The 23,529-nt window shown below is 70.7% G+C and carries 21 protein-coding genes and 1 pseudogene; 11 read left to right on the forward strand and 11 right to left on the reverse strand.

Going from position 1 to position 23,529, the window contains the following annotated elements; genetic code table 11:
- Positions 1 to 31: 31 nt before the first annotated feature.
- The gene (locus ACZ6S4_RS18205) at positions 32 to 427 is read left to right on the forward strand and encodes a CBS domain-containing protein (RefSeq protein ID WP_465476052.1); all 396 of its coding nucleotides are present in this window, start codon (positions 32 to 34) and stop codon (positions 425 to 427) included.
- 53 nt (positions 428 to 480) lie between these two features.
- Positions 481 to 810 (forward strand): annotated as a pseudogene (locus tag ACZ6S4_RS18210) (nitrilase-related carbon-nitrogen hydrolase); the annotation flags it as partial.
- A 198-nt stretch (positions 811 to 1,008) separates the two neighbouring features.
- Here the strand turns inward: ACZ6S4_RS18210 and ACZ6S4_RS18215 are convergent.
- The 5 genes from ACZ6S4_RS18215 to ACZ6S4_RS18235 are packed head-to-tail and all read right to left on the reverse strand — an operon-like array spanning position 1,009 to position 5,810.
- Positions 1,009 to 1,593: a hypothetical protein gene (locus ACZ6S4_RS18215; protein ID WP_465476053.1), complete on the reverse strand. Its 585-nt coding sequence runs from the start codon at positions 1,591 to 1,593 to the stop codon at positions 1,009 to 1,011.
- Entirely contained in the window at positions 1,590 to 2,420 is an 831-nt protein-coding gene (locus ACZ6S4_RS18220) for a carbohydrate ABC transporter permease (protein WP_465476054.1), read from the reverse strand. Before ACZ6S4_RS18220 ends, ACZ6S4_RS18215 begins: the two co-directional genes overlap by 4 nt.
- Positions 2,420 to 3,376: a carbohydrate ABC transporter permease gene (locus ACZ6S4_RS18225; protein WP_465476097.1), complete on the reverse strand. Its 957-nt coding sequence runs from the start codon at positions 3,374 to 3,376 to the stop codon at positions 2,420 to 2,422. Before ACZ6S4_RS18225 ends, ACZ6S4_RS18220 begins: the two co-directional genes overlap by 1 nt.
- A 38-nt stretch (positions 3,377 to 3,414) precedes the next feature.
- Positions 3,415 to 4,752 carry an ABC transporter substrate-binding protein gene (locus ACZ6S4_RS18230; RefSeq protein ID WP_465476055.1) on the reverse strand — a complete coding sequence of 446 codons (1,338 nt, stop codon included), beginning with the start codon at positions 4,750 to 4,752 and terminating at the stop codon, positions 3,415 to 3,417.
- Positions 4,753 to 4,757: 5 nt separating this feature from the next.
- Entirely contained in the window at positions 4,758 to 5,810 is a 1,053-nt protein-coding gene (locus ACZ6S4_RS18235; protein WP_465476056.1) for a LacI family DNA-binding transcriptional regulator, read from the reverse strand.
- A 239-nt stretch (positions 5,811 to 6,049) separates the two neighbouring features.
- Here ACZ6S4_RS18235 and ACZ6S4_RS18240 point away from each other — a divergent pair, with 239 nt between their 5' ends.
- The 9 genes from ACZ6S4_RS18240 (at position 6,050) to ACZ6S4_RS18280 (ending at position 15,987) form a co-directional block, all read left to right on the forward strand.
- Positions 6,050 to 7,369: a Gfo/Idh/MocA family protein gene (locus ACZ6S4_RS18240; protein WP_465476057.1), complete on the forward strand. Its 1,320-nt coding sequence runs from the start codon at positions 6,050 to 6,052 to the stop codon at positions 7,367 to 7,369.
- 69 nt (positions 7,370 to 7,438) lie between these two features.
- Complete coding sequence (uxaC, locus tag ACZ6S4_RS18245; protein WP_465476058.1) at positions 7,439 to 8,842, forward strand: glucuronate isomerase; 1,404 nt, start codon at positions 7,439 to 7,441, stop codon at positions 8,840 to 8,842.
- Positions 8,839 to 10,140 (forward strand): enolase C-terminal domain-like protein, encoded by a 1,302-nt coding sequence (locus tag ACZ6S4_RS18250; protein WP_465476059.1) that lies wholly within the window; start codon positions 8,839 to 8,841, stop codon positions 10,138 to 10,140. Before uxaC ends, ACZ6S4_RS18250 begins: the two co-directional genes overlap by 4 nt.
- Positions 10,131 to 11,621, forward strand: coding sequence for a mannitol dehydrogenase family protein (locus tag ACZ6S4_RS18255; RefSeq protein WP_465476060.1), 1,491 nt, complete (start codon positions 10,131 to 10,133; stop codon positions 11,619 to 11,621). The genes ACZ6S4_RS18250 and ACZ6S4_RS18255 overlap by 10 nt, the downstream gene beginning before the upstream one ends.
- A 43-nt stretch (positions 11,622 to 11,664) precedes the next feature.
- Entirely contained in the window at positions 11,665 to 12,819 is a 1,155-nt protein-coding gene (locus tag ACZ6S4_RS18260; protein WP_465476061.1) for a Gfo/Idh/MocA family protein, read from the forward strand.
- Between the two features lie 40 nt (positions 12,820 to 12,859).
- On the forward strand, positions 12,860 to 13,213 hold the full coding sequence (locus tag ACZ6S4_RS18265; protein WP_465476062.1) for a DUF1330 domain-containing protein: 354 nt from the start codon (positions 12,860 to 12,862) through the stop codon (positions 13,211 to 13,213).
- A 125-nt stretch (positions 13,214 to 13,338) separates the two neighbouring features.
- Positions 13,339 to 14,301, forward strand: coding sequence for a hypothetical protein (locus tag ACZ6S4_RS18270; protein ID WP_465476063.1), 963 nt, complete (start codon positions 13,339 to 13,341; stop codon positions 14,299 to 14,301).
- Positions 14,302 to 14,315: 14 nt separating this feature from the next.
- Entirely contained in the window at positions 14,316 to 14,696 is a 381-nt protein-coding gene (locus ACZ6S4_RS18275) for a hypothetical protein (protein ID WP_465476064.1), read from the forward strand.
- Between the two features lie 82 nt (positions 14,697 to 14,778).
- The gene (locus ACZ6S4_RS18280) at positions 14,779 to 15,987 is read left to right on the forward strand and encodes a hypothetical protein (RefSeq protein WP_465476065.1); all 1,209 of its coding nucleotides are present in this window, start codon (positions 14,779 to 14,781) and stop codon (positions 15,985 to 15,987) included.
- On the opposite strand, the gene ACZ6S4_RS18285 is transcribed toward ACZ6S4_RS18280, so the two are convergent.
- From ACZ6S4_RS18285 to ACZ6S4_RS18310, 6 genes are all read right to left on the reverse strand, one after another.
- Positions 15,988 to 16,782: a DUF6807 domain-containing protein gene (locus tag ACZ6S4_RS18285; protein WP_465476066.1), complete on the reverse strand. Its 795-nt coding sequence runs from the start codon at positions 16,780 to 16,782 to the stop codon at positions 15,988 to 15,990. It lies immediately after the preceding gene.
- 15 nt (positions 16,783 to 16,797) lie between these two features.
- Complete coding sequence (locus ACZ6S4_RS18290; RefSeq protein WP_465476067.1) at positions 16,798 to 17,367, reverse strand: TetR/AcrR family transcriptional regulator; 570 nt, start codon at positions 17,365 to 17,367, stop codon at positions 16,798 to 16,800.
- On the reverse strand, positions 17,351 to 18,007 hold the full coding sequence (locus ACZ6S4_RS18295) for a PH domain-containing protein (RefSeq protein ID WP_465476068.1): 657 nt from the start codon (positions 18,005 to 18,007) through the stop codon (positions 17,351 to 17,353). The genes ACZ6S4_RS18290 and ACZ6S4_RS18295 overlap by 17 nt, the downstream gene beginning before the upstream one ends.
- Positions 18,008 to 18,100: 93 nt before the next feature.
- Positions 18,101 to 19,498 (reverse strand): dihydrolipoyl dehydrogenase, encoded by a 1,398-nt coding sequence (lpdA, locus tag ACZ6S4_RS18300; RefSeq protein WP_465476069.1) that lies wholly within the window; start codon positions 19,496 to 19,498, stop codon positions 18,101 to 18,103.
- 24 nt (positions 19,499 to 19,522) lie between these two features.
- Positions 19,523 to 20,920 (reverse strand): family 43 glycosylhydrolase, encoded by a 1,398-nt coding sequence (locus ACZ6S4_RS18305; protein ID WP_465476070.1) that lies wholly within the window; start codon positions 20,918 to 20,920, stop codon positions 19,523 to 19,525.
- Positions 20,917 to 23,460, reverse strand: coding sequence for an alpha-L-arabinofuranosidase C-terminal domain-containing protein (locus tag ACZ6S4_RS18310; RefSeq protein WP_465476071.1), 2,544 nt, complete (start codon positions 23,458 to 23,460; stop codon positions 20,917 to 20,919). The genes ACZ6S4_RS18305 and ACZ6S4_RS18310 overlap by 4 nt, the downstream gene beginning before the upstream one ends.
- Between the last annotated feature and the right edge of the window lie 69 nt (positions 23,461 to 23,529).

The raw sequence follows: 23,529 nt of genomic DNA on the forward strand, positions 1-23,529 counted from the left end.
TGACGTTCTTCGTGTCAAGGGCGGGCAAGTCGTGACGGTGTCTCCGGAGACGCGCGTCGACGCTCTGCTGAAGGTGCTGGCCGAGCACCGGATCGGCGCCATCGTGGTGTCCGCCGACGGATCCAGGGTCGACGGCATCGTCAGTGAGCGCGACATCGTGCGGGCCCTGGCCGTACGCGGTGCCGCGGTGCTGGCCGAGCCGGTCACCGCCATCCACACCGCCGAGGTGCACACGGTCGAGCCCGACGCCCCGATCGAGGACGTGGAGCGCTTGATGACCGAGCGGCGGTTCCGGCACGTGCCGGTGGTCGTCGACGGCACCCTGCGCGGCATCGTGAGCATCGGCGACGTGGTCAAGGAACGGATCGGCGAACTGGAGACCGAGCGCTCCTCTCTCGCCGGCTACATCACCGGGGAACGCTTCTAGCGCGTCCCTCCAGGAAGGCGCACCGTGGCCCGATGCCGCGGTGACGCTGAAGCCTGCCACCCCCCCCCCCCCAGCCCGCCGGGACAGCCGACGCCCGCGAGAACGGCCGCATCGTCCGCGGCCTGATGCGTCAGGCTGCTGCGGCCGACGTCCGGCTGCTCCACTGTCCCGAAGGGCTCCTGTCCGGGTACGCCGAGGAGCAGATCGCGGACTGGGACGACGTCGACTGGGACGCCGTCCGTGACGAGCTCGGCTCGGTGGCTGAGCTGGCCGCCGAACTCGGGATGTGGGTCGTGCTGGGCTCGGCGCACCCGCTGACCCCGCCCCACCGCCCGCACAACAGCCGCTATGTGATCTCCGACCAGGGCCGCGTCGTCACCCGCTATGACAAGCGGTTCTGCTCGACCCGCGATCAACAACTACTGGCTCAGCCTGTCGGTGCCCGCGCAGAGCGCCGGGCTGATGCCCTCGGCGATCATCGGCCCCGACGGAAGCGAGCTGACCGCGGTCGCCGCGCCGGACCAGCCGGCCACCGCTGTCAGGGCGGCCCGGGGACGCGTACGCCCCCGAGCCGGCCTGTCTCACACTGCGCTGAGTGGCTCCGCGGGCGACATCCGCCGGGTCACGACGTGCACCGCGAAGAGCGCGTACCCCGTCAGCACCGGCACCAGCGCCGGGTGCACCAGCACGGCGAGCACCGCGGCCAGCACGACGACCCCGCCCGCCGCCGCGGCCGCCCGGCCGTGACCGGGCAGCGTGGCCAGGGCCGCCCGCCAGCTGTGCTCCGGGTCGGCGCCCACCGCCACGATCACCAGCGCGCCGTAGCCGGCACCCGCCGCGGCGAGAGCCACCGTGAGCGCCACCAGCGGTGCGCCGCCCGGGACGGTGCCGTTGCGTACGGCCAGCACGTCGATGACCACCAGCAGCGCGGCCGTCGCGGTGGCCAGGCCGGCGACCAGACCGGGCGCCAGCGCGCGCCGGAACGTCGCCCAGCTCGCGCGGGCGGTCGGCCAGCGGTCGTGCTCCAGGTGGTGGTGCACCGCAGCGCTGCCGGCCGCCAGCGCGGCGCCCGCCGTGACCAGCGGCAGCGCCGCGAGGATGACCAGGAAGCCCAGCAGGGCCAGGTCGGTGGCGATCCGGACGGTCTCGCGCCAGTCGCGTCTCATCCCTTGAGCCCGCTGGTGTTGATGCCCTCGACGAGCATGCGCTGGAACGCCACGAAGAACAGGAACACCGGGATCAGCGACAGCAGCGACATCGCGAACATCGGCCCCACCGAGCTCTCGCTCGTCGAGTCGATGAACAGCGTCAGCGCCACCGGTGCCGTGTAGTCCTGCAGCTCCGACAGGAACACGAGCTGCCGGAAGAAGTCGTTCCAGGTCCAGATGAACGAGAAGATCGCCGTGGTCACCAGGGCCGGCCGGCTCAGCGGCAGGATGACGTGCTTGAAGATCGAGTACGGCGACGCGCCGTCGATCTTCGCGGCCTCGTCCAGCTCGCGCGGGATGCCCCGCATGAACTGGACCATCAGGAACACGAAGAACGCCTCGGTGGCCAGGAACTGCGGCACCAGCAGCGGTAGGTACGGCCACTCGCCGCCGACCCAGCCGAGGTTCCGGAACAGGATGTACTGCGGGATGATCAGGACGTGCCCGGGCAGCAGCAGGGTCGCGATCATGATCGAGAACCAGAACTTGCGCATCCGGAACCGGAGCCGGCCGAAGGCGTACGCGGCCAGCAGGCACGACACCGTGTTGCCCAGCACGGTCAGCCCGGAGACCATCGCGCTGTTGAGGAAGAACCGGCCGAAGTTGACGTCGAACTTCTGCCAGCCGGAGCTGAAGTTGCCCGGCGTGAAGCTCTCCGGCAGCAGCCCGATGTTGCTGGCGATCTCCTCGGGTGACTTGAAGGACGTCCCCACCATCCAGATCAGCGGGTAGAGCACGACCAGCAGGATCAGGATCAGGACGAGCAGGCGCAGCCGGCCGCGCATCAGTGCTCCTCGGCGTCGGAGTAGTGGACCCAGAACCGGCCGGTGCGGAACAGCACCACCGTGATCAGGCCGATCGCGAGCAGGAACACCCAGGCCATCGCCGAGGCGTAACCCATGTCCAGCTCGACGAAGCCCTTGATGTAGAGGTTCAGCGTGTACATCAGGGTGGAGTCGACCGGCCCGCCGGTGCCGTTGCTGAGCACGAAGGCGGACGTGAAGCCCTGGAAGCCGTTGATCGTCTCCAGCACCAGGTTGAAGAAGATCACCGGGGACAGCATCGGCAGGGTGACGTTGCGGAACTGCCGCCACCGCCCGGCGCCGTCGACCGAGGCGGCCTCGTACAGCTCCGTCGGCACCTGCTTGAGCCCGGCCAGGAAGATCACCATGGGGGCGCCGAACTGCCAGATGGCCAGCAGCATCAGGGTCTCCAGGGCCCACCGCGGGTCGTTGACCCAGGGGGCGCCCTCGATGCCGAACAGGCTGAGGAACGAGTTGAAGGCGCCGTCACGGTTGAACATGCTGACCCACACGATGGCCAGCGCCACGCTGCCGCCCAGCAGCGACGGCAGGTAGAACAGGCCGCGGAACACGCCGATGCCGCGCATGGCCCGGTTCAGCAGCAGTGCCACGCCGAGCGCCGCCGCCAGCTTGAGCGGTACGGCGACCAGCGCGAACGTCAGGGTGACCTGGACCGCGTGCCAGTAGGTCGGGTCCGACGTGAACATCTGCCGGTAGTTGTCCCAGCCCACCCAGTTCGCCTCCGACAGCGGCGTGAGCACGTCGTAGTCGGTGAAGCTGAGGTAGAGCGAGAGCAGCATCGGGACAGCCGTGATCGCGAGCAGCCCGATCAGCCACGGGGACAGGAACAGGTACCCGGGCAGGTTCTCGGAGTGCCGCTTCCCGCGCCGGTGGCCCGGACCCTGCTGACCAGCAGGGTCCGGGCCGGCGGGGTCGATCCGGCTCTGAGCCGTTCGCACCGTAGTCACGACGATCGTCAGCCCTGACCGATCGCGGCCTTGGCAGCGGCGATGAACGCGGTGCCACCCTGGGCCGGGGTCTGGCGGCCGTACTGGACCTCCTCGGCGATCCGGATCAGCTCACTGCGCACCTTGCTGTGCCCCTTGAGCGGTACGGACGGCGCCGAGCTGAAGGTCTTGCCCAGCTCGGTCTGCACGGCGATGGTCTGCTTCATGCTCGGGTCGGTGACGCTGTCGGCCACCACCTGGCGCACCTCGAGGTTGGACGGCAGCCCCCGGTCGGTGCCCAGGATCTTGCCGGCCTCCGGGTCGTTGGCCAGGAAGTTGAGCACGTCCACGGCCTGCTCCTTGTGCGGGCTGCCACGGAACACCGAGAAGTACATCGACGCGCGCGCCCACTGGGCCTTCTGGTCGCCCGGGTACGCCACCACGCCGAGCTCGTCCTTGGTGTTCTTCTTCAGCTCGGGCATCTGGTTGGCCCAGACCCACGAGGTCGCGGCCTTGCCGGTGACCACCAGCTGCTTGCTGATGTCGGTGGCGTTGCCCTCGTGGATGACGTCCGGGGTGGGGGTGGCGCCGCGGTCCCGGGCCCCCTTCCAGAGATCGAACCAGGCGGTGACGTCCTGCTCGGTGAAGCCGAGCTCCTTGCCCTTGTACAGGTCCTTGCCCTGCTGCCGGAGCCAGACCCAGAACGCCTGGTAGACGGCGCTGGCGTCCTGGGTGCCGGGCACCTTGGCGACCTTGGAGACGTTCTCCGCCCAGGCGATGTGGTCCTCCCAGCTCATCCCCGTGGTGGGGGAGGGCAGCTTGAACTTGTCCAGCAGGGTCTTGTTGAAGACCAGGCCCTGGGTGTTCTCGCCGAAGGCCACGCCGGCGAGCTTGCCGTCGACGATGCCGTACTCCTTGAGGCCGGGCGGGAACTTCGACAGGTCGAGGCGCCCGTCGCCCGCGTACGGCGTCAGATCGAGGGTGACGTTGCGGCCGGCGTACTCGGCGATGAAGTTGTCGTCGATCTGGAACACGTCGGGGGCGTTGCCGCCGGCGGTGAGCGTGGCCAGCTTGTCGAAGTAGCCCTGGTTGGCCTGCCAGGTCTTCTTGAACGTCACGTTCGGGTGTTTCTGGGTGTAGAGGTTGAGCGCCTTCTCGGTCAGCGTGGCGCGGTTCTCCGCGCCCCACCAGAAGAAGGACAGCTCGACGGGCTTGTTGGGGTCGCTGGACTCCTCGTCGCCGCCACAGGCGGCGGCACCGAGAGCCAGGGGTATGACCAGGGCCGCGGCGAGAAGCCGCCGTCGGGTCGCGGTACCGTGGCGGCGCGTGGTTCGCACGTCCGTCGGCGGGGCTTTGTCCGGGTACATGGTGCTCACTCCTTGGCGTAGGAGGCGACAGCTTCGGGGGCGGCGGCAGCCGCGTTGCCCGGATCCGCATGGCTGTGCGGATCCGGGCCCGGTCCCGTCGAGTCGCGGATGACCAGTTCGGTCTGAAGGCTCGCATGGGCAGTGGTACGACGGTCGTCTCCGTGCGCGAGGAGCATGTCGACGGCCGCTCTTCCCGCGGCGGCGGCAGGTGTGGCCACCGTGGTCAGCTTGGGATGGATGAGGCGGCTCAGCGCGATGTCGTCGATGCCGACGACGCTGATGTCCGCCGGGACCCGCGCGCCCAGGGCGTGCAGGCCCTCGATGAGGCCGATGGCCATGAGGTCGTTGTAGGCGAGCACGGCGCTGACCCCGCTGCGCAGGACCTGCTCGGCGACGGCGGCGCCGCCGTGCTCGGTGGGTGGGTTGGGGCCGATGACGGTCAGCTCGGCACCGCCGGCGCGGGCGGCCAGCGCCGCCGAGCGCCGGATCTCCTTGCTGGTCCAGGAGCCCCGCGGCCCGGCGATCAGGCCGATCCGGCGGTGGCCCAGGCCGGCCAGGTGGTCGACGGCGAGCCCGGCGCCCTGGGCCACGTCCATCACGACGGTGGGCAGGCCGGTGATCTGCCGGTTGATCACGACCAGCGGCACCTCGCGGCTGAGCAGCTCGATCAGGCTGTTGCTCATCCGCGGGCTGCACAGCAGGATGCCGTCGACCTGCTTGGCCAGGGCGCGGACCAGGTCCTCCTCGACCGCGGCGTCCTCGTTGGAGTCCGCGACGAAGATGTGGTAGTCGCGCTGCCGGGCCTGGCTCTCGGCCGCCTTGATCAGCGGCGGGAAGAACGGGTTGGCGATGTCGGCCACGATCAGGCCGACGTTGTACGTGCGCCCGGTGATCAGGGCCCGGGCGGCGCGGTTGGGCCGGTAGCCGAGCTGCTCGGCACAGGCCAGCACGCGGGTACGGGTGTCCGGGTTGACCAGGTGCGGCGCCGAGAACGTGCGGGAGACCGTGGAGATGTGGACTCCGGACTCCCGTGCGACGTCGCGAATCGTGGCTGGCACGCCGGCCCTTCCTTCGATGGGGGTGCCCTGTGGTCGGGGTCACTCTGGGGGCCAATTAATGCAAACGGTTGTAGCTGTGTCAACGGCCTTTTGTTGCAGGTTCATGACGGCTGTCCGCATTGCAGGTCCAGTTCACGATTGGTGATTAGCATAAAAGCGGACGAAGCCGCCCTGAATTCTTGACGGCGAGCGATCGACGTGTTTAGTTCTGCTGCAAACGTTTGCAGTGAGGAGACGCGGTGGACGCACGACGGCGCTACGCACTCGTCGGTACCGGGGCCCGGGCCGAGATGTTCCTGCGGGCCCTGGCCGTCGACCACGCCGGCACGGCCGAACTGGTCGCCCTGGCCGACGTCAACCCGAGCCGGATGGCGGCGCACAACCGCTGGCTGACCGGGCTGGGCGGGCCGGCGGTGCCCACGTACCCGGCGGCGGAGTTCACCACCATGCTGGCCGCCGAACGGGTCGACGAGGTGCTGGTCACCAGCGTCGACCGGACCCACGCCGACTACGTGGTGGCCGCGCTGGAGGCGGGTTGCGACGTCATCACCGAGAAGCCGATGACGGTCGACGCCGAGGGCTGCCGGCGCATCCTGGACGCGGTCGAGCGCACCGGCAAGCGGGTCCAGGTGGCGTTCAACTACCGCTTCAACCCGCTGCACGAGGCCGTCCGCGAGGTCCTGGCCGCCGGTGAGATCGGCGAGATCGGATCCGTGCACTTCGAATGGCTGCTCGACGTGCGGCACGGCGCCGACTACTTCCGGCGCTGGCACCGCGACAAGGCCAACTCCGGCGGCCTGCTGGTGCACAAGTCCGGCCACCACTTCGACCTGGTCAACTGGTGGCTCGGCGCCGAGCCGGCCCAGGTGTACGCCGACGGCCGGCTCTTCTTCTACGGCGAGGCCGGGCAACGCCACGGCTACGCCCGCGACTACGAGCGCGCCCACGACGCCCCCGCCGCCGAGGGCGACCCGTTCGCCCTGCGCCTGCGGGACAACCCGCGGTTGCGCGAGCTGTACCTCGACGCCGAGGCCGACGACGGCTACCGGCGCGACCAGAACGTCTTCGCGCCCGGCGTGACGATCGAGGACGACATGGCGGTGCTGGTGCGCTACGACACCGGCGCCACGATGACGTACCACCTGACCGCGTACGCGCCCTGGGAGGGCTACCGGCTGATGGTCAACGGCAGCCGGGGCCGCCTGGAGCTGGAGGTGGTCGAGAGTAACCACGTCAGCGCGGCGGGCGCGGGCGAGGTCAAGGGGGCCGCGATCCACGGCGTGACCGAGGCCGAGGAACAGGGCCGGGCCACGCTGACGCTGCGGCCGTTCTGGGCGCCGCCGCGTGAGTTGCCGTTGCCGGCGGGGTACTCCCGGTCCGGGCACGGCGGCGCCGACTCGCGGATGACCGACGTGCTCTTCGGCGCGGCCAAGGACCCGCTCGAGCGTTCCGCCACCGCCCGCGACGGCGCGCTCGCCCTGCTCACCGGTCTCGCCGCCAACCGCTCGATCGAGACCGGGGCGCCGGTCCGCGTGGCCGACCTGCTCGACCTGCCCTGACCCGACCCGCCCTGACCCGACCTGCGTCACCCGACCTGCCCTGAGCCGTCCCTTCCCGACGAGGTGTCCATGTCAGACCTGCTGTTCGCGGCCGAACCCCGCCAGCGAGACATCGCCCGTGAGCTCTACGCGCTCGTGGCCGACCTGCCGCTGATCTCGCCGCACGGCCACGTCGATCCCGGCCTGCTCGCCGAGGACGAACCGTTCCCCGACCCGGCCCGGCTGATCATCGTCCCGGACCACTACATCACCCGGATGCTGCTCAGCCAGGGCATCCCGCTCGCGCGGCTCGGCGTGCCCAGCCGTACCGGTGACCCGGTCGAGACCGACCCCCGCGCGATCTGGCGGCTGCTCGCGGAGAACTGGCACCTGTTCCGCGGCACGCCGTCGCGGCTCTGGCTGGAACGCACGTTCGCCTCGGTCTTCGGGGTGACCACCCGGTTCGGCCCGGCGACCGGCGACGCGATCTACGACGAGATCGCCGCCAAGCTCGCCGAGCCCGCCTTCCGGCCCCGGGCGCTCTTCGAGAAGTTCGGCATCGAGGTGCTGGCCACCACCGAGTCGCCGCTGGACGAGCTGACCCGGCACGCCAAGCTCGAAGCCGACGGCTGGGGCGGTCCCGGCGGCCGGGTGATCACCACGTTCCGCCCCGACGACGTGGTGGACATGGAGTTCGAGGGCTGGGCCGAACGGATCGGCCGGCTGGGCGAGCTGACCGGCGAGGACACCACGACCTACCGCGGCTACCTGGCCGCGCTGTGGTCCCGGCGGCAGGCGTTCAAGGCCGCCGGCGCGACCTCCTCCGACCACGGGCACCCGACCGCCCGTACGGTGCAACTTCCCGCCGCCGAAGCCGCCCGCCTGTACGAACGCGGCCTGCGCGGGCGCGCCTCGGCGGCCGACGCCGAGGAGTTCCGCGCGCACATGCTGGTCGAGTTCGCCCGGATGTCGATCGAGGACGGGCTGGTCATGCAGCTGCACCCCGGTGCGGTCCGCAACCACAACAAGAGCCTGCACACCGGGCACGGCCGCGACGTGGGCGGCGACATCCCGCAGGCCACGGATTTCGTGCACGCCCTGACACCGCTGCTCGACGCGCACGGCAACGACCCGCGGCTGCGGGTGGTGCTCTTCACCCTGGACGAGGACACCTTCACCCGGGAGCTGGCCCCGCTCGCCGGTGGGTACGCCGCGCTCTACCTCGGCGCGCCCTGGTGGTTCCTCGACTCGCCGGACGGGCTGCGCCGGTTCCGGGACGCGGTCACCGAGACCGCCGGCTTCTACAACACCGCGGGCTTCACCGACGACACCCGGGCCTTCTGCTCGATCCCGGTCCGGCACGAGATCGCCCGGCGGGCCGACGCGGCGTACCTGGCCCGGCTGGTCGCCGAGGAGCGGCTGCCCCTCGACGAGGCCGCCGAGACCATCGCCGACCTGGCGTACCACCTGCCGAAGAAGGTGTTCCGGCTGTGACCAGGATCGTCGAGGTCGAGGTGCACGACGTCCGGTTCCCGACGTCCAGGACCGGCGACGGCTCGGACGCCATCAACCGCGGCGACTACTCGGCCACGTACGTGGAGCTGCGCACCGACGGGCCGCACGTGGGCGCCGGCTTCACCTTCACCAACGGCCGCGGCAACGAGCTGACCTGCGCGGCGGTCCGGGCGCTGAGCCACCACGTGGTCGGGCGGACGCTGAGCGACCTGGCCGCCGGGCCGGCCGCGTTCGTCCGGAGCCTGACCGCGGACCCGCAGCTGCGCTGGCTCGGCCCCGAGAAGGGCGTCATCCAGCTGGCCACCGGGGCGCTGGTCAACGCGGTGTGGGACCTGCGGGCCAAGTCCGCCGGGGCGCCGCTGTGGCAGCTGCTGGCCGAGATGTCCACCGAGGAACTCGTCGCCTGCGTCGACTTCCACCACATCAGCGACGCGCTGACCCCGGCCGAGGCGGCGGCGATCCTGGACAAGGGCCGGGTGGGCATGGCCGAGCGCCTCGCCGACGTGGCCCGCGACGGCTTCCCGTCGTACACGACCTCGGTGGGCTGGCTGGGCTACCCGGACGACAAGGTGCGAGCGCTGGCCCGGGCGGCGTACGACGAGGGCTGGCGGGCCATGAAGATGAAGGTCGGCGGTGACCTCGACGACGACGTGCGGCGCGCGGCCATCATCCGCGCGGAGATCGGCCCGGACGCGCTGCTGATGATGGACGCCAACCAGGTGTGGGACGTGGACGAGGCGATCGCCGCGATGACCCGGCTCGCCGCGTTCGGCCCGTACTGGATCGAGGAGCCGACGCACGCCGACGACGTGCTCGGCCACGCCCGGATCCGGCGCGCGGTCGACGAGCTCACCGGCGGCGCCTGCCGGGTGGCCACCGGTGAGGTCGCCGCCAACCGGGTGATCTTCAAGCAGCTGCTGCAGGCCCAGGCGATCGGCGTCATGCAGGTCGACGCGTGCCGGGTGGCCGGCGTCAACGAGGTGCTGGCCGAACTGCTGATGGCGGCCAAGTTCGGCGTACCGGTCTGCCCGCACGCGGGCGGGGTCGGGCTGTGCGAGCTGGTCCAGCACGTGGCGATCTTCGACTACCTGCGGGTCGGCACGGCCCTGGAGGGCCGCATGATCGAGTACGTGGACCACCTGCACGAGCACTTCGAGGATCCGGTACGCACCCGCGAGGGCCGCTACCTGCTGCCGGACCAGCCCGGTTACAGCGCCACCATGCGTCCCGCCTCGATCGCGGAGTTCTCCTTCCCCGGCGGACCGGCATGGCGGTGACCACCACGCCGCTGCTCGGGCTGGCCGGCCTGGCCCGGCTGCCGGAGCAGAGTCGCCCGCTGGTGCGCCCCGGTGACGTCCCGGCCGGGATCGTGCACCTCGGGCTCGGCGCTTTCCACCGGGCGCACCAGGCGGTCTACACCGAGGAGGCCATCGCCGCGGCCGGCGGTGACTGGGGCATCATCGGCGTGGCGCCACGCTCCGCGCAGATCGTCGCCGACCTCTGGGCCCAGGACCGGCTGTTCAGCGTGACCACGATGTCCGGCGCGGGCGCCGGCACCCGGGTGGTCGGCTCTCTGGCGGGGGTCCGGCATGCGGCGGCGGATCCCGGCGCGGTGGTCGCCCTGCTGGCCGATCCAGCGGTACGGGTGGTGACGCTGACCATCACCGAGAAGGGCTACCGGCTCGACCCGTCGACCGGCCGGCTCACCGCCGACGCGGAGCTGCGGGCCGACCTGGGCACCGACCGGGCGCCGGTGACGATCCCCGGACTGCTGTTGCGCGGCCTGCTCGCCCGCTGCCGCGCCGACGCCGGTCCGATCGCGGTGCTCAGCTGCGACAACCTGCCCTCGAACGGGCGCCGGGTGCGCAGCCTGGTGGAACAGGCCCGGGAGCTCGTGGCGGGGGACGCGACCGGCTTCGGTGAGTGGCTGGGCGCGAGCGTGACGTTCCCCGGGTCCATGGTGGACCGGATCGTGCCCGCGAGCACGCCGGTGACGCTGGAGCTGGCGGCGGCCGCGCTCGGTGCGCGGGACCTGGCGGCGGTGCACGGGGAGCCGTACCGGCAGTGGGTAATCGAGGACCGTTTCCCCGGTGGCCGGCCCGCCTGGGAGGTCGCCGGTGCGGTGCTGACCGATGATGCCGGACCGTGGGAGCGGCTGAAGCTGCGTACGCTCAACGGGGTGCACTCGGCTGTCGCGTACCTCGGGGCGCTGGCCGGGCGCGAGACCATCGCCGCTGCCCTGGAGATCCCCGGGATGCGCGCGGCGATGACCCGCTTCGTCGCGGAGGACGTGGCCGGCAGCCTCGAGCCGCCCCCCGGCGTCTCGGTCGTCGGTTACGGTGACTCGGTGCTGGACCGGTTCGCCGACCCGGCCATCGCGCACCGCACCCGGCAGGTGGCGATGGACGGCACGCAGAAGCTGCCGCAGCGCGTGCTGGACACGATCATCGACCGGCGCGCGGCCGGAGCATCACCCCGCTGGGCGGCCCTGGTCGTCGCGGCGTGGATGCGTTACGTGCAGGGGACCGCGGACGACGGGCAGGCGCTGCCGCTCGACGACCCGCTGGCCGACCGGATCCGCGAACGGCTGGCCGCCGCGCAGTCCACCCCGGCGGGCGTGGCCGAGGCGCTGTTCGGGCTGGACACGGTGTTCCCGGCCGAGCTGGCCACCGACGAGACGGTCCGGGAGCTGGTGGTCGGATGGCTGGCCGCACTGGACAAGCACGGCGTCGAGGCGACCCTGGCGGGTGCGGCGTGACGGCGACGGCCGGGCGCCGGGCCGAGGTTTCGGAGGGAACGGCATGACGGCGACAGTGGCGTTGATCGGTGCGAACGGGCACGGGCGGTCGCACCGGCGGCGGATCGCCGAGCTGGAGCGGACGGGGTCGGTGCGGTTGGTGGCGCTGGCCGACGTACAGGCGATAGACCCGGACCCGCCGGTCCCACCCGGCGTGGCAGTCTTCACCGACCACCGCGAGCTGCTCGCGGCCGCGACCCCCGACGTCGTGGTGATCTGCACGCCGCCGCACACCCACCTGCCGATCGCCCTGGACGCCCTGGCGGCGGGCTGCGACCTGCTGCTGGAGAAGCCGCCGGTGCCGACGGTCGAGGCGCACGCGACCCTGCAGGCGGCGGTGCTGTCCTCGGGCCGGTCGTGCCAGGTCGGCTTCCAGGCGCTCGGCTCGCTGGCCGCGCAGACCCTGTTCGACGCGGTGCACGCGGGCCGGCTCGGCGCGATCGAGAGCGTGGCCACGGTCGCGTCATGGCGGCGCGACGACGCCTACTACGCCCGTGCGCCCTGGTCCGGCCGCCGGGTGGTCGACGGCCGCCCGGTGCTGGACGGGGCACTGGTCAACCCGCTGGCCCACGCGGTCATGCAGAGCCTCGCGGTGGCGGCCGCGGCGGGCGCGGGGAAGCCGGTGCTGCTGGAGGCCGAGCGGTACCGCACCCGCGACATAGAGGTGGACGACACGGCGTTCGCCCGGATCACCTTCAGCGGTGGGCTGCGCATGATGGCGGCGGTGACGCTGGCGGGGGAGGACTTCATCGCCGGCGAGGTGATCGTGACGGGATCGGCCGGCCGCTCCACCCTGGAGTATCCGACCGACCGCCTGGACCTGCCGGGCATCACGGCGCCGGCCGGCCGCATCGACCTGCTGGAGAACCTGGTGGCGCACCGGCGGGACCGGGCCGGGGTCGCGCTGGTCGCACCGCTGGAACGGACGGCGGCCTTCACCGCGGTGGTGCAGGCGTTGACCGGGCCGGGGGCGGCCCCGCCGGCGTTGATCGACGACACGTTCGTGGAGCCGGTGGGCTCCGGACCGGAACGGGTGCAGGTGATCACAGGCATCAACGCTGTGTTGCGGGAGGCCGCGGAGACGCTGAAGCTGCCGTCGGAGTCAGGGGTGGCCTGGACGGTGCCGGCGTACACGGTGGACGTGGCTCGTTACCTGTGACGTAATCGCCTGGCGTCGGTCGCTGGGCCAGGCTGGCGGCATGACCGCTTACGCGATAGCTCATCTGCGCCCGGCCACCGTCAACGAGGACGTGCTGCGTTACCTGGAAGTCATCCAGGAGACCATGGATCCGTACGGCGGCCGCTTCCTCGTGCACGGGGCAGAGGTCGAGGTCATGGAGGGCAGCTGGCCGGGCACCGTGGTCATCATCGAGTTCCCCGACCTGGCGGCGATCCGGGCCTGGTACGCGTCGGCGGCGTACCGGAGCATCCTGGGGCTGCGCACGGACAACATCCCCGGCGACGTGATCATCGTCGACGGTGTGGGCCCGGACTACCACCCCCGGATGACCGCCGCGAAGCTGCGCGACGCCCTTCTGTCGGATGTCCGATAGGGAGATTCGCTGCTCAGCCAGGTGATCTTCGACCGGATCGCCGGTGCGGACGTATCAGGTGATGGCCCTGGCACCCCCGGTGGCCTTACCGGTACGACCGTCACCGCTGAGAGGGCGTGCGCATCGTGAGAAGGGCAGTCGACGTCGAGGACCCCGCCGCGCCGGACGGTCAGCGGGCCGGTCGCGGGGGAGCCGCGCCGGCCAGCACCGCCATCGCCGGGGTGGTCGCCACGGCCGCGGGGGCGACGGCGATCCCGCAGCTGCTGGGTGTGTTCGCCAACGTCGCCCAGGTCGCCACCCTGGCCCGCAGCGACCTGCTCTTCGTCGTCAACATCGTGATCGTCGTCCTCGCCCTGATCGCCCTGTTCGGCCCCGGGCAGGCGAAGTACCGCGGATCGGCCGCCCGGGTGATAGCCGCGGCCTGCGCGGTCATCGTCTGCGGCACGCTCGCCGGCATCGGGCTCGCCGACCGGCTGAAGACCGAACCCGCGTCGGCCGAAGCGGCCGCGCCGGGACCGTCCCTGTCCGGCCCGTCGGCGAGCCGGTCGGCCGCCGCCAACCCGGGCAAGAAGGTGAAGCCCACCGCCACCGCGATCGTCGACCCCGTGGTCGTACCCGGGGCGCCGCAGGAACAGCCGGCCGCACGGGAGGTCACCTCCCGTCCGACGTCCCGGCCCTCGACGAAAGCCCCGGTCAAGAAGGCGGCGGTGTCCGCGTCGATGAGCTGCACACCGTCGTCGTGCGAGACCTCTGAGAAGATCATGGCGCTCGGTGGCGCGTTCAGCGGTGCGCTGGCCGCCGGTCACCAGCTGATGCTGTTCGTCCAGGCGCCGGACGGGCGGCACTACCCGGGCTCGAAGGGCCTGGTGAGCGGCAGCCGATGGTCCGGCAAGGTCCACGTGGGCAGCGACAACGGCCAGGAGGCGAGCTTCACCTACGCCGCCTGCGTGTACGACATCAACCAGACCTTCGCGGCCGACCTCGACGCCCGCGGCGACACCGAGCTGAACGCCGGCCTGACCAGAATCCCCACCTCGGGCACGGCGGTGGCGCTGGCCTGCGAACAGTTGCGGTGGAACCGGCCCTGACCGATAGTCCTGGCGTGGACTTTCCGCTGCGGGAGCTGGCCCCCGCCCTGACCGCCCGGGCCGGGACCTGGGAGCGGCTCGGACTCGCCTGGACCATCGGGCCGGTGCTGCCGAACTGGGGCAAGGCCGTGGTGAAGGCGGAGTTCGAGACGGCTGAGGTGATCGGTGACCTGCTGATCTGGGACAGCGGCGAGGCGGAGCTCAGCACGATCCGGCTCACCGACGACCGGGTCGTCAACAAGCACTACGACCTGGCCATGCTCGACGACCTCGGGGCCGTGCTCGACGAGCTGGTGATCCTCCTGACCGACGGCACCGCGCCGGCCGCTGCGGTCGTCAGCAGACTTCCGAGTGGTGATGCTCGAATTCCGCCCCCACGACTACGGCCTGAATGAATGGTGCACTGTCGGTGTTCTCGTCGCGGCACGAGTGCTCACGAGTGGACTGGCCGCCGGCCGGCGCCATTAGACTCGCGGGATGCCACAGAACGGTCATGCGGGCTCCGGTGCGGCTGGGACGTCGGGCGAGAACCTGGGTCTGCGATTGTGGCCGATCGGTGCGGTCCTCTCCTGTGTGATAGTCGCCGCCTTGCTTGTGGTTCTGGGCCTTACCTGGTTGGGGTTGTCCGCGTTCGGCATATCCGGCGTCAAAGCGCCGCGAACCGTCGATCCGAAGACCGTCTTCGACTTGTTGAAGATAGTGTTCGCGGCGGTCGCGGGCGTCGGCGGCGTAGTCGCTCTCGTCATGGCCTACCGGCGGCAACGCGTGGCTGAGGCGAGCAACCAGTTGGCCGAGACCGGGGCCTCCCTGGACAAGGAGCGCGAACGCCGCGAACAGGCCAGGCACCTGAATGAACGCTTCACCACCGCGTCCGCGCAACTCGGCGACGAGAACGCAGCAGTTCGGCTGGCTGGGGTGTACGCCATGGCGGGCCTGGCCGACGACTGGATTGCGCAACGTCAGACGTGCATCGACGTCCTCTGTGCCTGTCTTCGCATGCCCTATCTGCCGGAGCCGGCGGAGCGCGACACACCCGCCGCTCTGGCCTGGGCTCATGACCGCGAGGTCCGGCATACCATCATTCGCGTGATCGCCGCGCATCTGCGGCAGAACGCGGCCGTGTCCTGGCAGGGACACGACTTCGACTTCACCGCTGTGGTGTTCGACGGCGGGGACTTCACCGACTCCCACTTCTCGGCCGGCAAGGTCCGATTCGGGTACACCGAGTTCAAGTCCGGTCGAGTCGACTTCCGGGGTGCTGTGTTCGAAGGGGCCACAGTCCAGTTCGGCTTCGCGGAGTTCACCGGCGGATTCGTCGACTTCCGCGGTGCGCGATTCACCGGCGGCCGGGTGGACTTCGGCCTCGCCGAATTCACTGCCGGACGGATCTTGTTCGGACGACCCGACTCGGACGGGGCCGTCTTCTCAGGCGCGGAGGTCTTCTTCGGAGATGCTGGATTCGGTGGTGGGGAGATCGACTTCACCAACGCCAAGTTGACGGGCGGCCGGATAGATTTCGGGAATGCGCGCTTCAATGGTGCGACAGTCCGGCTCGATCAGGCGGAATTCGCGGGTGCCGCGGTCGACCTCTCCGCCGTCCAGCTGGGCGCGAAGCCGCCGGTGCTTTTTGCCGGCGGTGTTCCGGAAGGATTGAAGTTGCCGAAAAGCCGGCAGTCGCGGCCATGATCAAGCGGTGATCTGCTCCCGGGTCAGCGCGCCGTCGGCCACCAGGATGGTCAGGGTGCGGGACAGCGGCGCGTCCGGCGTCACCGTGACGGTTTTTTCGAAGGCCAGGGCCGCGCACACCCCGTTGTAGCCGCCCGCGCCCGTGCGGACGAACCAGCGGTCGTCGTCGCTGAGGCCGCGGAAGACCAGCGTGTACGGGCCCGGGCCGGTCAGTGCCACCCAGGGCTCGTCGCTGCCGTTGACCGATTCCTCACCCGTCCGGGACGCCGTGAAGGTTGAGGTCGGGCCCGGGGTTGCGCGCCAGAAGAAGCCGCCGTAGCCGGCGCCTCCGGGGCGGCCGTTGGTGGCCGGGCTGCCCAGGGTCACCGGCTGGATCGTGCTCAGCTCGTACGAGAAGGAGAGCTCCCAGCCGAGCGGGACCGCCCGGGCCGCCACCGTCCGGGTTTCGGTCAGCAGGGTCTCGTCCTGCGTGCCGAGCCAGAGCAGCCGCTCGCTGAAGCTGTCGGCAGCCTGCGCCAGCCATTGGGCGTGGATGATCCGGCCGTGGTCGTCGAGCCAGGTGTAGCCCTGGTCGCGCACGTAGGTGCGGCCGCCCCAGAGGTTGACGCCATTGACGTCCTGCATCGCGACCGAGACGCCCAGGTGCCACTGGTGGTCCTCCGGCAGGACGTCCGTCACCGGCACGCCGGCCAGTGTGCGCACCGGGTGCAGGTACGGCCGCGGGCCGTTCAGCGGGTCGACCTCCGGCTCCGTGACGTACTCGGCGACATCGACGTCTCCCACTGCCAGGCGCATGCCCCGGACGTTACCTCAGGCCGGGAACAGCAGGTCCAGGTGGGCGTCGAGGGCCTGCAGGGCCCGCTGCGCCGTGTACTGGCCGCCGAGCAGGTAGATGCCCAGCCCCTCCATCAGGGCCAGCAGGCTCGCCGCGGCGCCGACCGGGTCCGGGACCTTCAGCATGCTCGCCACGAAGTCGACCATCTGGGCGGTGTCGTCGTGCAGCTCGGCCGCCGCGGCCGGGCGGACCGCGGTGTACGCCAGGAAGGCCAGCGCCACCCGCCCGTTGTCGCGGCTCTCGTCGTCCAGCGGCAGCAGCGCCTCGATCATCGTGCGCAGCATCAGTCGTGGTGGCGGGTCGGCGCCCAGCCCGGCCAGCGCCTCGGTGACCTTGCGCTGGCTGCGCTCGCGGACGACCGCCAGCGCGAAGGACATCATCTCGTCGCGGCTGCTGAAGTAGTGCTGGACCATCCCGGCCGACACGCCGGCCTGGGCCGCCACGTGGCGCAGGCTCACCGATTCGAGGCCCTGCTCCGCGGCCACGCGCATCAGGGCGTCGGCGATCAGCCGGCGCCGTTCCTCCGGATCAACCTTCTTGGGCATGGCGCATGGTCGCATGCTCGGCGCCGGTCGCCTGCCGGCAGGCCCGCACGAAGCCGTCGGGGTCGTCGACGTAGATCCGGAGCTCGTCGGCGGGCTCGGACGGGCCCTTGGGCAGGGGGTAGCTCACCGGGTGGCGCAGCCTGATGTCGACGGCGGTCTGGCTGCCGGTCGGCAGGTTGAGCACCGTGCGGTCGCCGTGCTGCTCGACCTGCACCGACTTGCTCGACGGCAACGTGCGGTAGGCCTTGCTGACCGTGTCGACGTCGGTCCACGGCACGGTGAGGTCGTGGGCCGAGCCGATCCGCACCCGGATCCCGGCGGTGCCCACGATGTGCGGGTTGATCTTCAGGCTGGCGAACAGGCCGATCATCCACAGCAGACCCCAGACGCTGAGCGCCAGCATGATCCAGCGGGCCGGCTCCCAGGGCACCACCTTGCGGATGATCAGGTCGAGGATCGGGATCTCGACCACCGAGAGGCCGATGAAGACGCCGAGGATCGGGGTGACCACGCCCAGGTAGCTGAACGCCTGGTCGCCCGGGGCCGGGGTCACGGGCTTGCGGCGGGCCCAGAGATACATGCTGCGCCACATCGCCGCCTCTGTGGTGGCGGCCCGGCGGAGGAGCGGAAGAACCTGCATGATTGCAGGGTACCGGTTTGGCAATACAACTGCAATATAAAACGGCGCGGGACGAGGCCGGCCCCCACGGCGCGGGACCGGTCTCGTCGCGGATCAGAGGTTGATCATGTGGCCGGTGAGGCCGTGGAACGCCTCCTGCAGGGCCTCGCTCAGCGTCGGGTGGGTGTGCACGTTGCGGGCCAGCTCGTTCGCCGTCAGGTCCCACTTCTGGGCCAGCGTCAGCTCCGGCAGCAGCTCGGAGACGTCCGGGCCGATCAGGTGGCCGCCCAGCAGCTCGTTGTACTTCGCGTCGGCGACCAGCTTGACGAAGCCGGTCGGCTCGGCCAGGCCGTGCGCCTTGCCGTTCGCGGTGAACGGGAACGTCGACACCTTGACGTCGTAGCCCTCGTCGCGGGCCTGCTGCTCGGTGAGGCCGAAGCTGGCCACCTGCGGCTGGCAGAACGTCGCCCGCGGCATCATCCGGTAGTCGCCCAGCGTCATCGTCTCCGCGCCGGCGATCGTCTCCGCGGCCACCACGCCCTGCGCCTCGGCGACGTGGGCGAGCTGGAGCTTCGCGGTCACGTCGCCGATCGCGTACAGGTGACCGATGGTGGTCCGCATGTGGTCGTCGATCTCGATCGCGCCGCGGTCGGTGAGCTTGACCCCGGTGTTCTCCAGGCCGTAGCCCTCGACGCGGGGGGCGAAACCGACCGACATCATGACCCGGTCGGCCTCGATGGTCTCCTGCTTGCCCTTGGCGGTGTAGGTGACCACGACCGACGAGCCCTTGTCGGTCACCGTCTCGACCTTGGCCGAGGTCAGGATCGGGATGCCGAGCTTGCGGTACTGCTTGGTGATCTCCTTGGAGACGTCGGCGTCCTCGTTGGGCAGGGCCCGGTCGAGGTACTCGATGATGGTGACGTCCACGCCGTAGTTCTTCAGGACGTAGCCGAACTCCATGCCGATCGCGCCGGCGCCGACGATGACGATCGAGGACGGCAGGTCGCGGTCCATGATCTGGGTCTCGTAGGTGACCACGTTGTCGCTGAGCTCGACGCCGGGCAGCAGGCGCACCGTCGAGCCGGTGGCGATGATCGCGTTGTCGAAGGTCAGCGTCTCGGTGCCGCCGGAGCTCAGCGTCACGTCGACGGAGTTGGCGTCGCGGAACACGCCCCGGCCGTCGTACTCGGTGATCTTGTTCTTCTTCATCAGGTAGTGCACGCCCTTGACCCGGCCGTCGGCGACCGTACGGCTGCGGTCGAAGGCCACGCCGAAGTCGAAGCTCACGTCCCCGCTCATGCCGAAGGTCTTGGCCTGGGTGTGGAAGATGTGCGCCAGCTCGGCGTTGCGCAGCAGCGCCTTCGACGGGATGCAGCCGACGTTCAGGCAGACGCCGCCCCAGTACTTCTCCTCCACCACGGCGGTCCGCAGGCCGAGCTGGGCGGCGCGGATCGCGGCGACATAGCCGCCGGGACCCGCGCCGAGGACGATCAGGTCGTAGTGCTCACTCATGCGTCAAGTATCCCGCAGCGGGGCTCAGCTCAGCAGGAAGACGGACGCGGCGCCCGTCACCACCACCCCGTTGCGGTGCCGCAGGTAGCGGGTGGGGTCCTCGGCCAGCTGGAGGTGGACGCCGCGGCCCCGCGGCACCCGGCGGAAGCCGGTCGGGGTGCCCGCCTCGATCCGGACCACGCCGTCCACGACCCGCACGTGCCGGTCGGGGAAGTCCACCGACTGCAGGTGCTCGACGCCACCGGTGCCGGCGACGAAGCGGAACTGGGTCGTGGCCAGCGCATGATCCGGCGGGCGGACCACCAGCGCGGTGCCGTCGCGGGTGACGAACTGTCGCGGCGCGTCGGCGGGGGACAGGCGCACGATCGGGCCACCCGCGCCGACCGGTACGCCGAACAGCGGGGTGCCGTCCGGATGCCAGTAGACGCGCTGCACCCGGGTGTGCCGGTTGGGGTCGTAGAGCGGGTCGCCGGTGATGTCGCGGTAGTCACGGGCGTGGTAGACCATGACGTCGGTCCGGCCGTCCTCGGCCACCGTGAAGCTGTTGTGCCCGGGCCCGTACTGCCCGGTCTCGGCGTTGGTCACGAAGACCGGGTCCGGCGTCTTGGTCCAGGAGGCGTTGGCCAGCAGGTCCGCGCGGGCGTCCGCGGTCAGCAGGCCCAAGCAGTAGCGGGCGTCGGTGGCGCTGGCCGAGAAGGTCAGGAAGACCCGCCCGTTGCGGATCAGCACCGCGGGGCCCTCGTTGACCTTGAAGCCCTGGATCTCCCAGCTCTTCGTGGGAGTGGCTATCCGGGTGGGCTTGGTCTTCAGCGCCCACGGTGAGCTCATCTCGGCGATGTAGAGGCTGGTGTTGACCGCGATCTCCGGCTCGCTCTGGGCCCACACCAGATAGCGCCGCCCGCGGTGGGCGAAGGTGGTGGCGTCCAGCGAGAAGCTCTCCCACTCGGTGGCGATCTGGCCCTTCAACGTCCAGCCGGCCGGGTCGGTGGGGTCGGCCGCGGCCGATTCGAGCACGTACATCCGGATCCGGAAGACGTCGTCGGAGTCACCGGCGGCGAAGTAGATGTACCACTTGCCGTCGATGCGGTGCAGCTCCGGCGCCCAGATGTGGCCGCCCATCTTCCCGGTCGCCGGGCGGCGCCAGACCACCGACTCGGCGGCGGTGGCCAGCCCGTCGATGGTGGTGGCGCCGCGGACGACGATCCGGTCGTACTCGGGGACCGAGCCGGTGAAGTAGTAACGGCCCCGGTGCCGCGGGGTGATGAAGGGGTCGGCGCGCTGCTCGATGAGCGGGTTGCGGGTGGTCACGCCGTAGATCTGGGCGTCGGTACGGGCCTTGCGGGCCTGCGCGGGCGAGGCGGCCAGGACGACGCCCGCGCCCACGCCTCCCAGCAGCAGGGTACGGCGGCTGATGTCGTTCACGAGGTCCTCCGGATGCGCAGGAAGGTCACGGAGTTCGCCGCGAAGGTGCGGGTGAACTTCGCGGAGATGCCGTTGACGGTCGTGGTGACCGGCTGGATCGGTTCGGCCGAGCGGGTGTTCTGCTCCTGCGGGTCGCCGGTGATGACGGTCATCCGGGCCTGCTCGGCGACCTTGCGCCCGCCGAGGTCCACGGTGGTCACGGCCGGCTCGTCCTGGGCGTTGACCACCTTGACGATGAGCTCGCCGGTCTTGTCGTCCTGGGTGACGACCTGGGCGAACGGCTCGGTCACCTGGTCGTCGGTGAAACTGCCCCACTCGGCCCCGTTGAGGAACAGCCGCACCTGGGTGCCGCGGACCTCGATGCGGATGTCGTACGTGGTCCCGGTGGTGATCGAGTTGGGCTTGGCCAGCACGATCTCCTTGGCTCCACCGGCGCCCTTCTGGATCGCGCCCTGGGTGTTGTTCCAGCCGCCCAGGTTCCACCAGTAGAGCTCGCCGGAGGGCTGCACGCCGAACGCGACCAGGAAGCCCTCAGCTCCGGCCTGCTTGGTGGCCTTGAGCGTCAGGTCGTAGTCGGTGGCGGTGATGTTGCCCGCCTTGACCAGGGTGTCCAGCGCGGCCGTGTCGGTCTGGCGGTAGGCGCCGTCGACGACCGACCAGGAGCCGCGCGGCTCCACCGGCGTCCACTGCCCGGCGCCGCCGGAGAAGTCGTCGCTGAACAGCACCGCGCCGTCCGGGGCGGTCACCTTCACGTCGTCGTAGGTGGCGGCGGTGGCCCAGGTGGAGAGGCCGACGGCCCCGGTGATGGGCTTGGGCTGGACCACCTTGCCCGTCGACCTGCTGGGCACCACGCGGTCACCCACGTTGGTCATGAACAGCTTCTGCACCTGGTAGCTGGTCGATCCCCAGGACTCGTCGTTGTCGAACCAGATCATGTCCGGCTTCCACTGCACGTGGTCGATGTTGGCCAGCAGCGGCGCGTACGAGGCCAGCTTGACCACGTCGGCGTTGCGTTCCAGCCCGGTCATGTACGACGCCTCGGCCAGCGAGTTGAACAGCTTGTTGTCCAGCGACGCGTACTCGCCGAGGAAGACCTTCGGGCCGTTGCGGTCGTACGAGTCGTAGCGCTTGTTGTTGCCCAGGAACCACGCCGGGCTGTTGTAGTAGTGCTCGTCGACCATGGCCACCCCGGCGGCCTTGTTCTTGGCCCACAGGCTGTCGAAGGTCGCCCCCTGGTCGTCCGGCCCGGAGTTGCTCACCACCACGATCTGCGGGTACTTCGCGGCGATGGCCTCGCGGAACTTCAGGAAGTTGGCGAAGTACTCGTTCGGCAGGTTCTCCTCGTTGCCCACGGCGACGTGGGTCAGCCCGAACGGCTTCGGGTGGCCCATCTGGGCGCGCAGCTTGCCCCACGTCGAGCTGACCGGGCCGTTGGCGAACTCGATCAGGTCGAGGGCGTCCTGGATGTGGCGCTGCAGCAGCGCCGGGTCGTCGGTCGCCCGGTTCTGCCCGCAGCCGGTGACCAGAGCCGGCAGCACCGGCAGCGGCATCGCGCCGATGTCCTCGGAGAACTGGAAGTACTCGTAGTAGCCGAGCCCGTAGGACTGGTTGTAGCCCCAGAAGTTGGCGTTGGTGGCCCGCGTCTCCACCGGTCCGACGGTGTCCTTCCACTGGTACGAGCGTGCCCGCGGGTAGTTCGCCGCCGCGTCGTAGCCGGCCATGCTGCCGGTGTTGACCAGGCAGCCGCCGGGGAAGCGCACGAAGCCGGGACGCAGCGCGGCGATCTTGTCGGCGAGGTCCTTGCGCAGACCGTTGGGGCGGGCCTTGTAGGTGTCGCGGGGGAACAGCGAGACCATGTCCAGGCGCAGGGTGCCGGTGCCGCCGGCGAGCACGGCCAGCCGGCCGGCGTCGGTGGTGCGGGTCGCCCGGACGGTGGCCGGGTAGCGCGTCCAGGCGTCACCGCGGACGGTGAGCGAGACGGGCGCGGCGAGCGGCTGACCGGCGGTGTCGCGCAAGGTCACCGACAGCGGTGTGCCGGCGGGGGAGTCGCTGCGGGCCCAGACCGAGAAGTCGTACGTGGCCCCGCGGGTCACCGCGAAACCGGTGTTGTACCCCGCGTTCGTGACGCCGTAGCGCCCGCCGGCCGGGTTGGTCAGCGCCAGCTTGAGGTAGGTGCGGTTGCGCTCGTTGAGCCGGGCCGCGTCGTCGGCGGTGGTCGCCGTGCCCGCGCCGCCGGCCTCCGCGCCGGGCGTCCAGGCGGTGAGCCCGTTGTAGGCGGCGTTGTCGGCCGGGAGGAACTCGAAGGAGCGGTTGCGGACCAGCTCGGCGTAGAGGCCGCCGTCCGCCGCGAAGTTGATGTCCTCGAAGAAGACGCCGTACATGGAGTCGGCGATCTCCGGTCCGGTGGCGGTCCGGTCGACGGTGATCGTGTAGTCGGGCGGGGGCGCCGGGGCCTGAGCCAGGCCGGGCGCCGCGCCGCCGACGGTGGCGAGCAGCACCGTCACGGTCGCGAGACCGAGGAGCGCACGGTACGGGGACATCTGCGTCCTCCTATGTGAACGTTAACAACGCAGCCGATTATCATCGACACATAACACGCCGTCAATGGC

It is taken from the genome of Actinoplanes sp. NPDC051405 (assembly GCF_055586185.1).

What these genes read in the sequence shown, in the direction of transcription:
- ACZ6S4_RS18215 (WP_465476053.1), bottom strand. Translation starts at nt 1,593, where the DNA reads ATGAGACGCGACTGGCGCGAGACCGTCCGGATCGCCACCGACCTGGCC.
- ACZ6S4_RS18220 (WP_465476054.1), bottom strand. Translation starts at nt 2,420, where the DNA reads ATGCGCGGCCGGCTGCGCCTGCTCGTCCTGATCCTGATCCTGCTGGTC.
- ACZ6S4_RS18230 (WP_465476055.1), bottom strand. Translation starts at nt 4,752, where the DNA reads ATGTACCCGGACAAAGCCCCGCCGACGGACGTGCGAACCACGCGCCGC.
- uxaC (WP_465476058.1), top strand. Translation starts at nt 7,439, where the DNA reads ATGTCAGACCTGCTGTTCGCGGCCGAACCCCGCCAGCGAGACATCGCC.
- ACZ6S4_RS18255 (WP_465476060.1), top strand. Translation starts at nt 10,131, where the DNA reads ATGGCGGTGACCACCACGCCGCTGCTCGGGCTGGCCGGCCTGGCCCGG.
- ACZ6S4_RS18260 (WP_465476061.1), top strand. Translation starts at nt 11,665, where the DNA reads ATGACGGCGACAGTGGCGTTGATCGGTGCGAACGGGCACGGGCGGTCG.
- ACZ6S4_RS18265 (WP_465476062.1), top strand. Translation starts at nt 12,860, where the DNA reads ATGACCGCTTACGCGATAGCTCATCTGCGCCCGGCCACCGTCAACGAG.
- ACZ6S4_RS18280 (WP_465476065.1), top strand. Translation starts at nt 14,779, where the DNA reads ATGCCACAGAACGGTCATGCGGGCTCCGGTGCGGCTGGGACGTCGGGC.
- ACZ6S4_RS18285 (WP_465476066.1), bottom strand. Translation starts at nt 16,782, where the DNA reads ATGCGCCTGGCAGTGGGAGACGTCGATGTCGCCGAGTACGTCACGGAG.
- ACZ6S4_RS18290 (WP_465476067.1), bottom strand. Translation starts at nt 17,367, where the DNA reads ATGCCCAAGAAGGTTGATCCGGAGGAACGGCGCCGGCTGATCGCCGAC.
- ACZ6S4_RS18295 (WP_465476068.1), bottom strand. Translation starts at nt 18,007, where the DNA reads ATGCAGGTTCTTCCGCTCCTCCGCCGGGCCGCCACCACAGAGGCGGCG.
- lpdA (WP_465476069.1), bottom strand. Translation starts at nt 19,498, where the DNA reads ATGAGTGAGCACTACGACCTGATCGTCCTCGGCGCGGGTCCCGGCGGC.
- ACZ6S4_RS18310 (WP_465476071.1), bottom strand. Translation starts at nt 23,460, where the DNA reads ATGTCCCCGTACCGTGCGCTCCTCGGTCTCGCGACCGTGACGGTGCTG.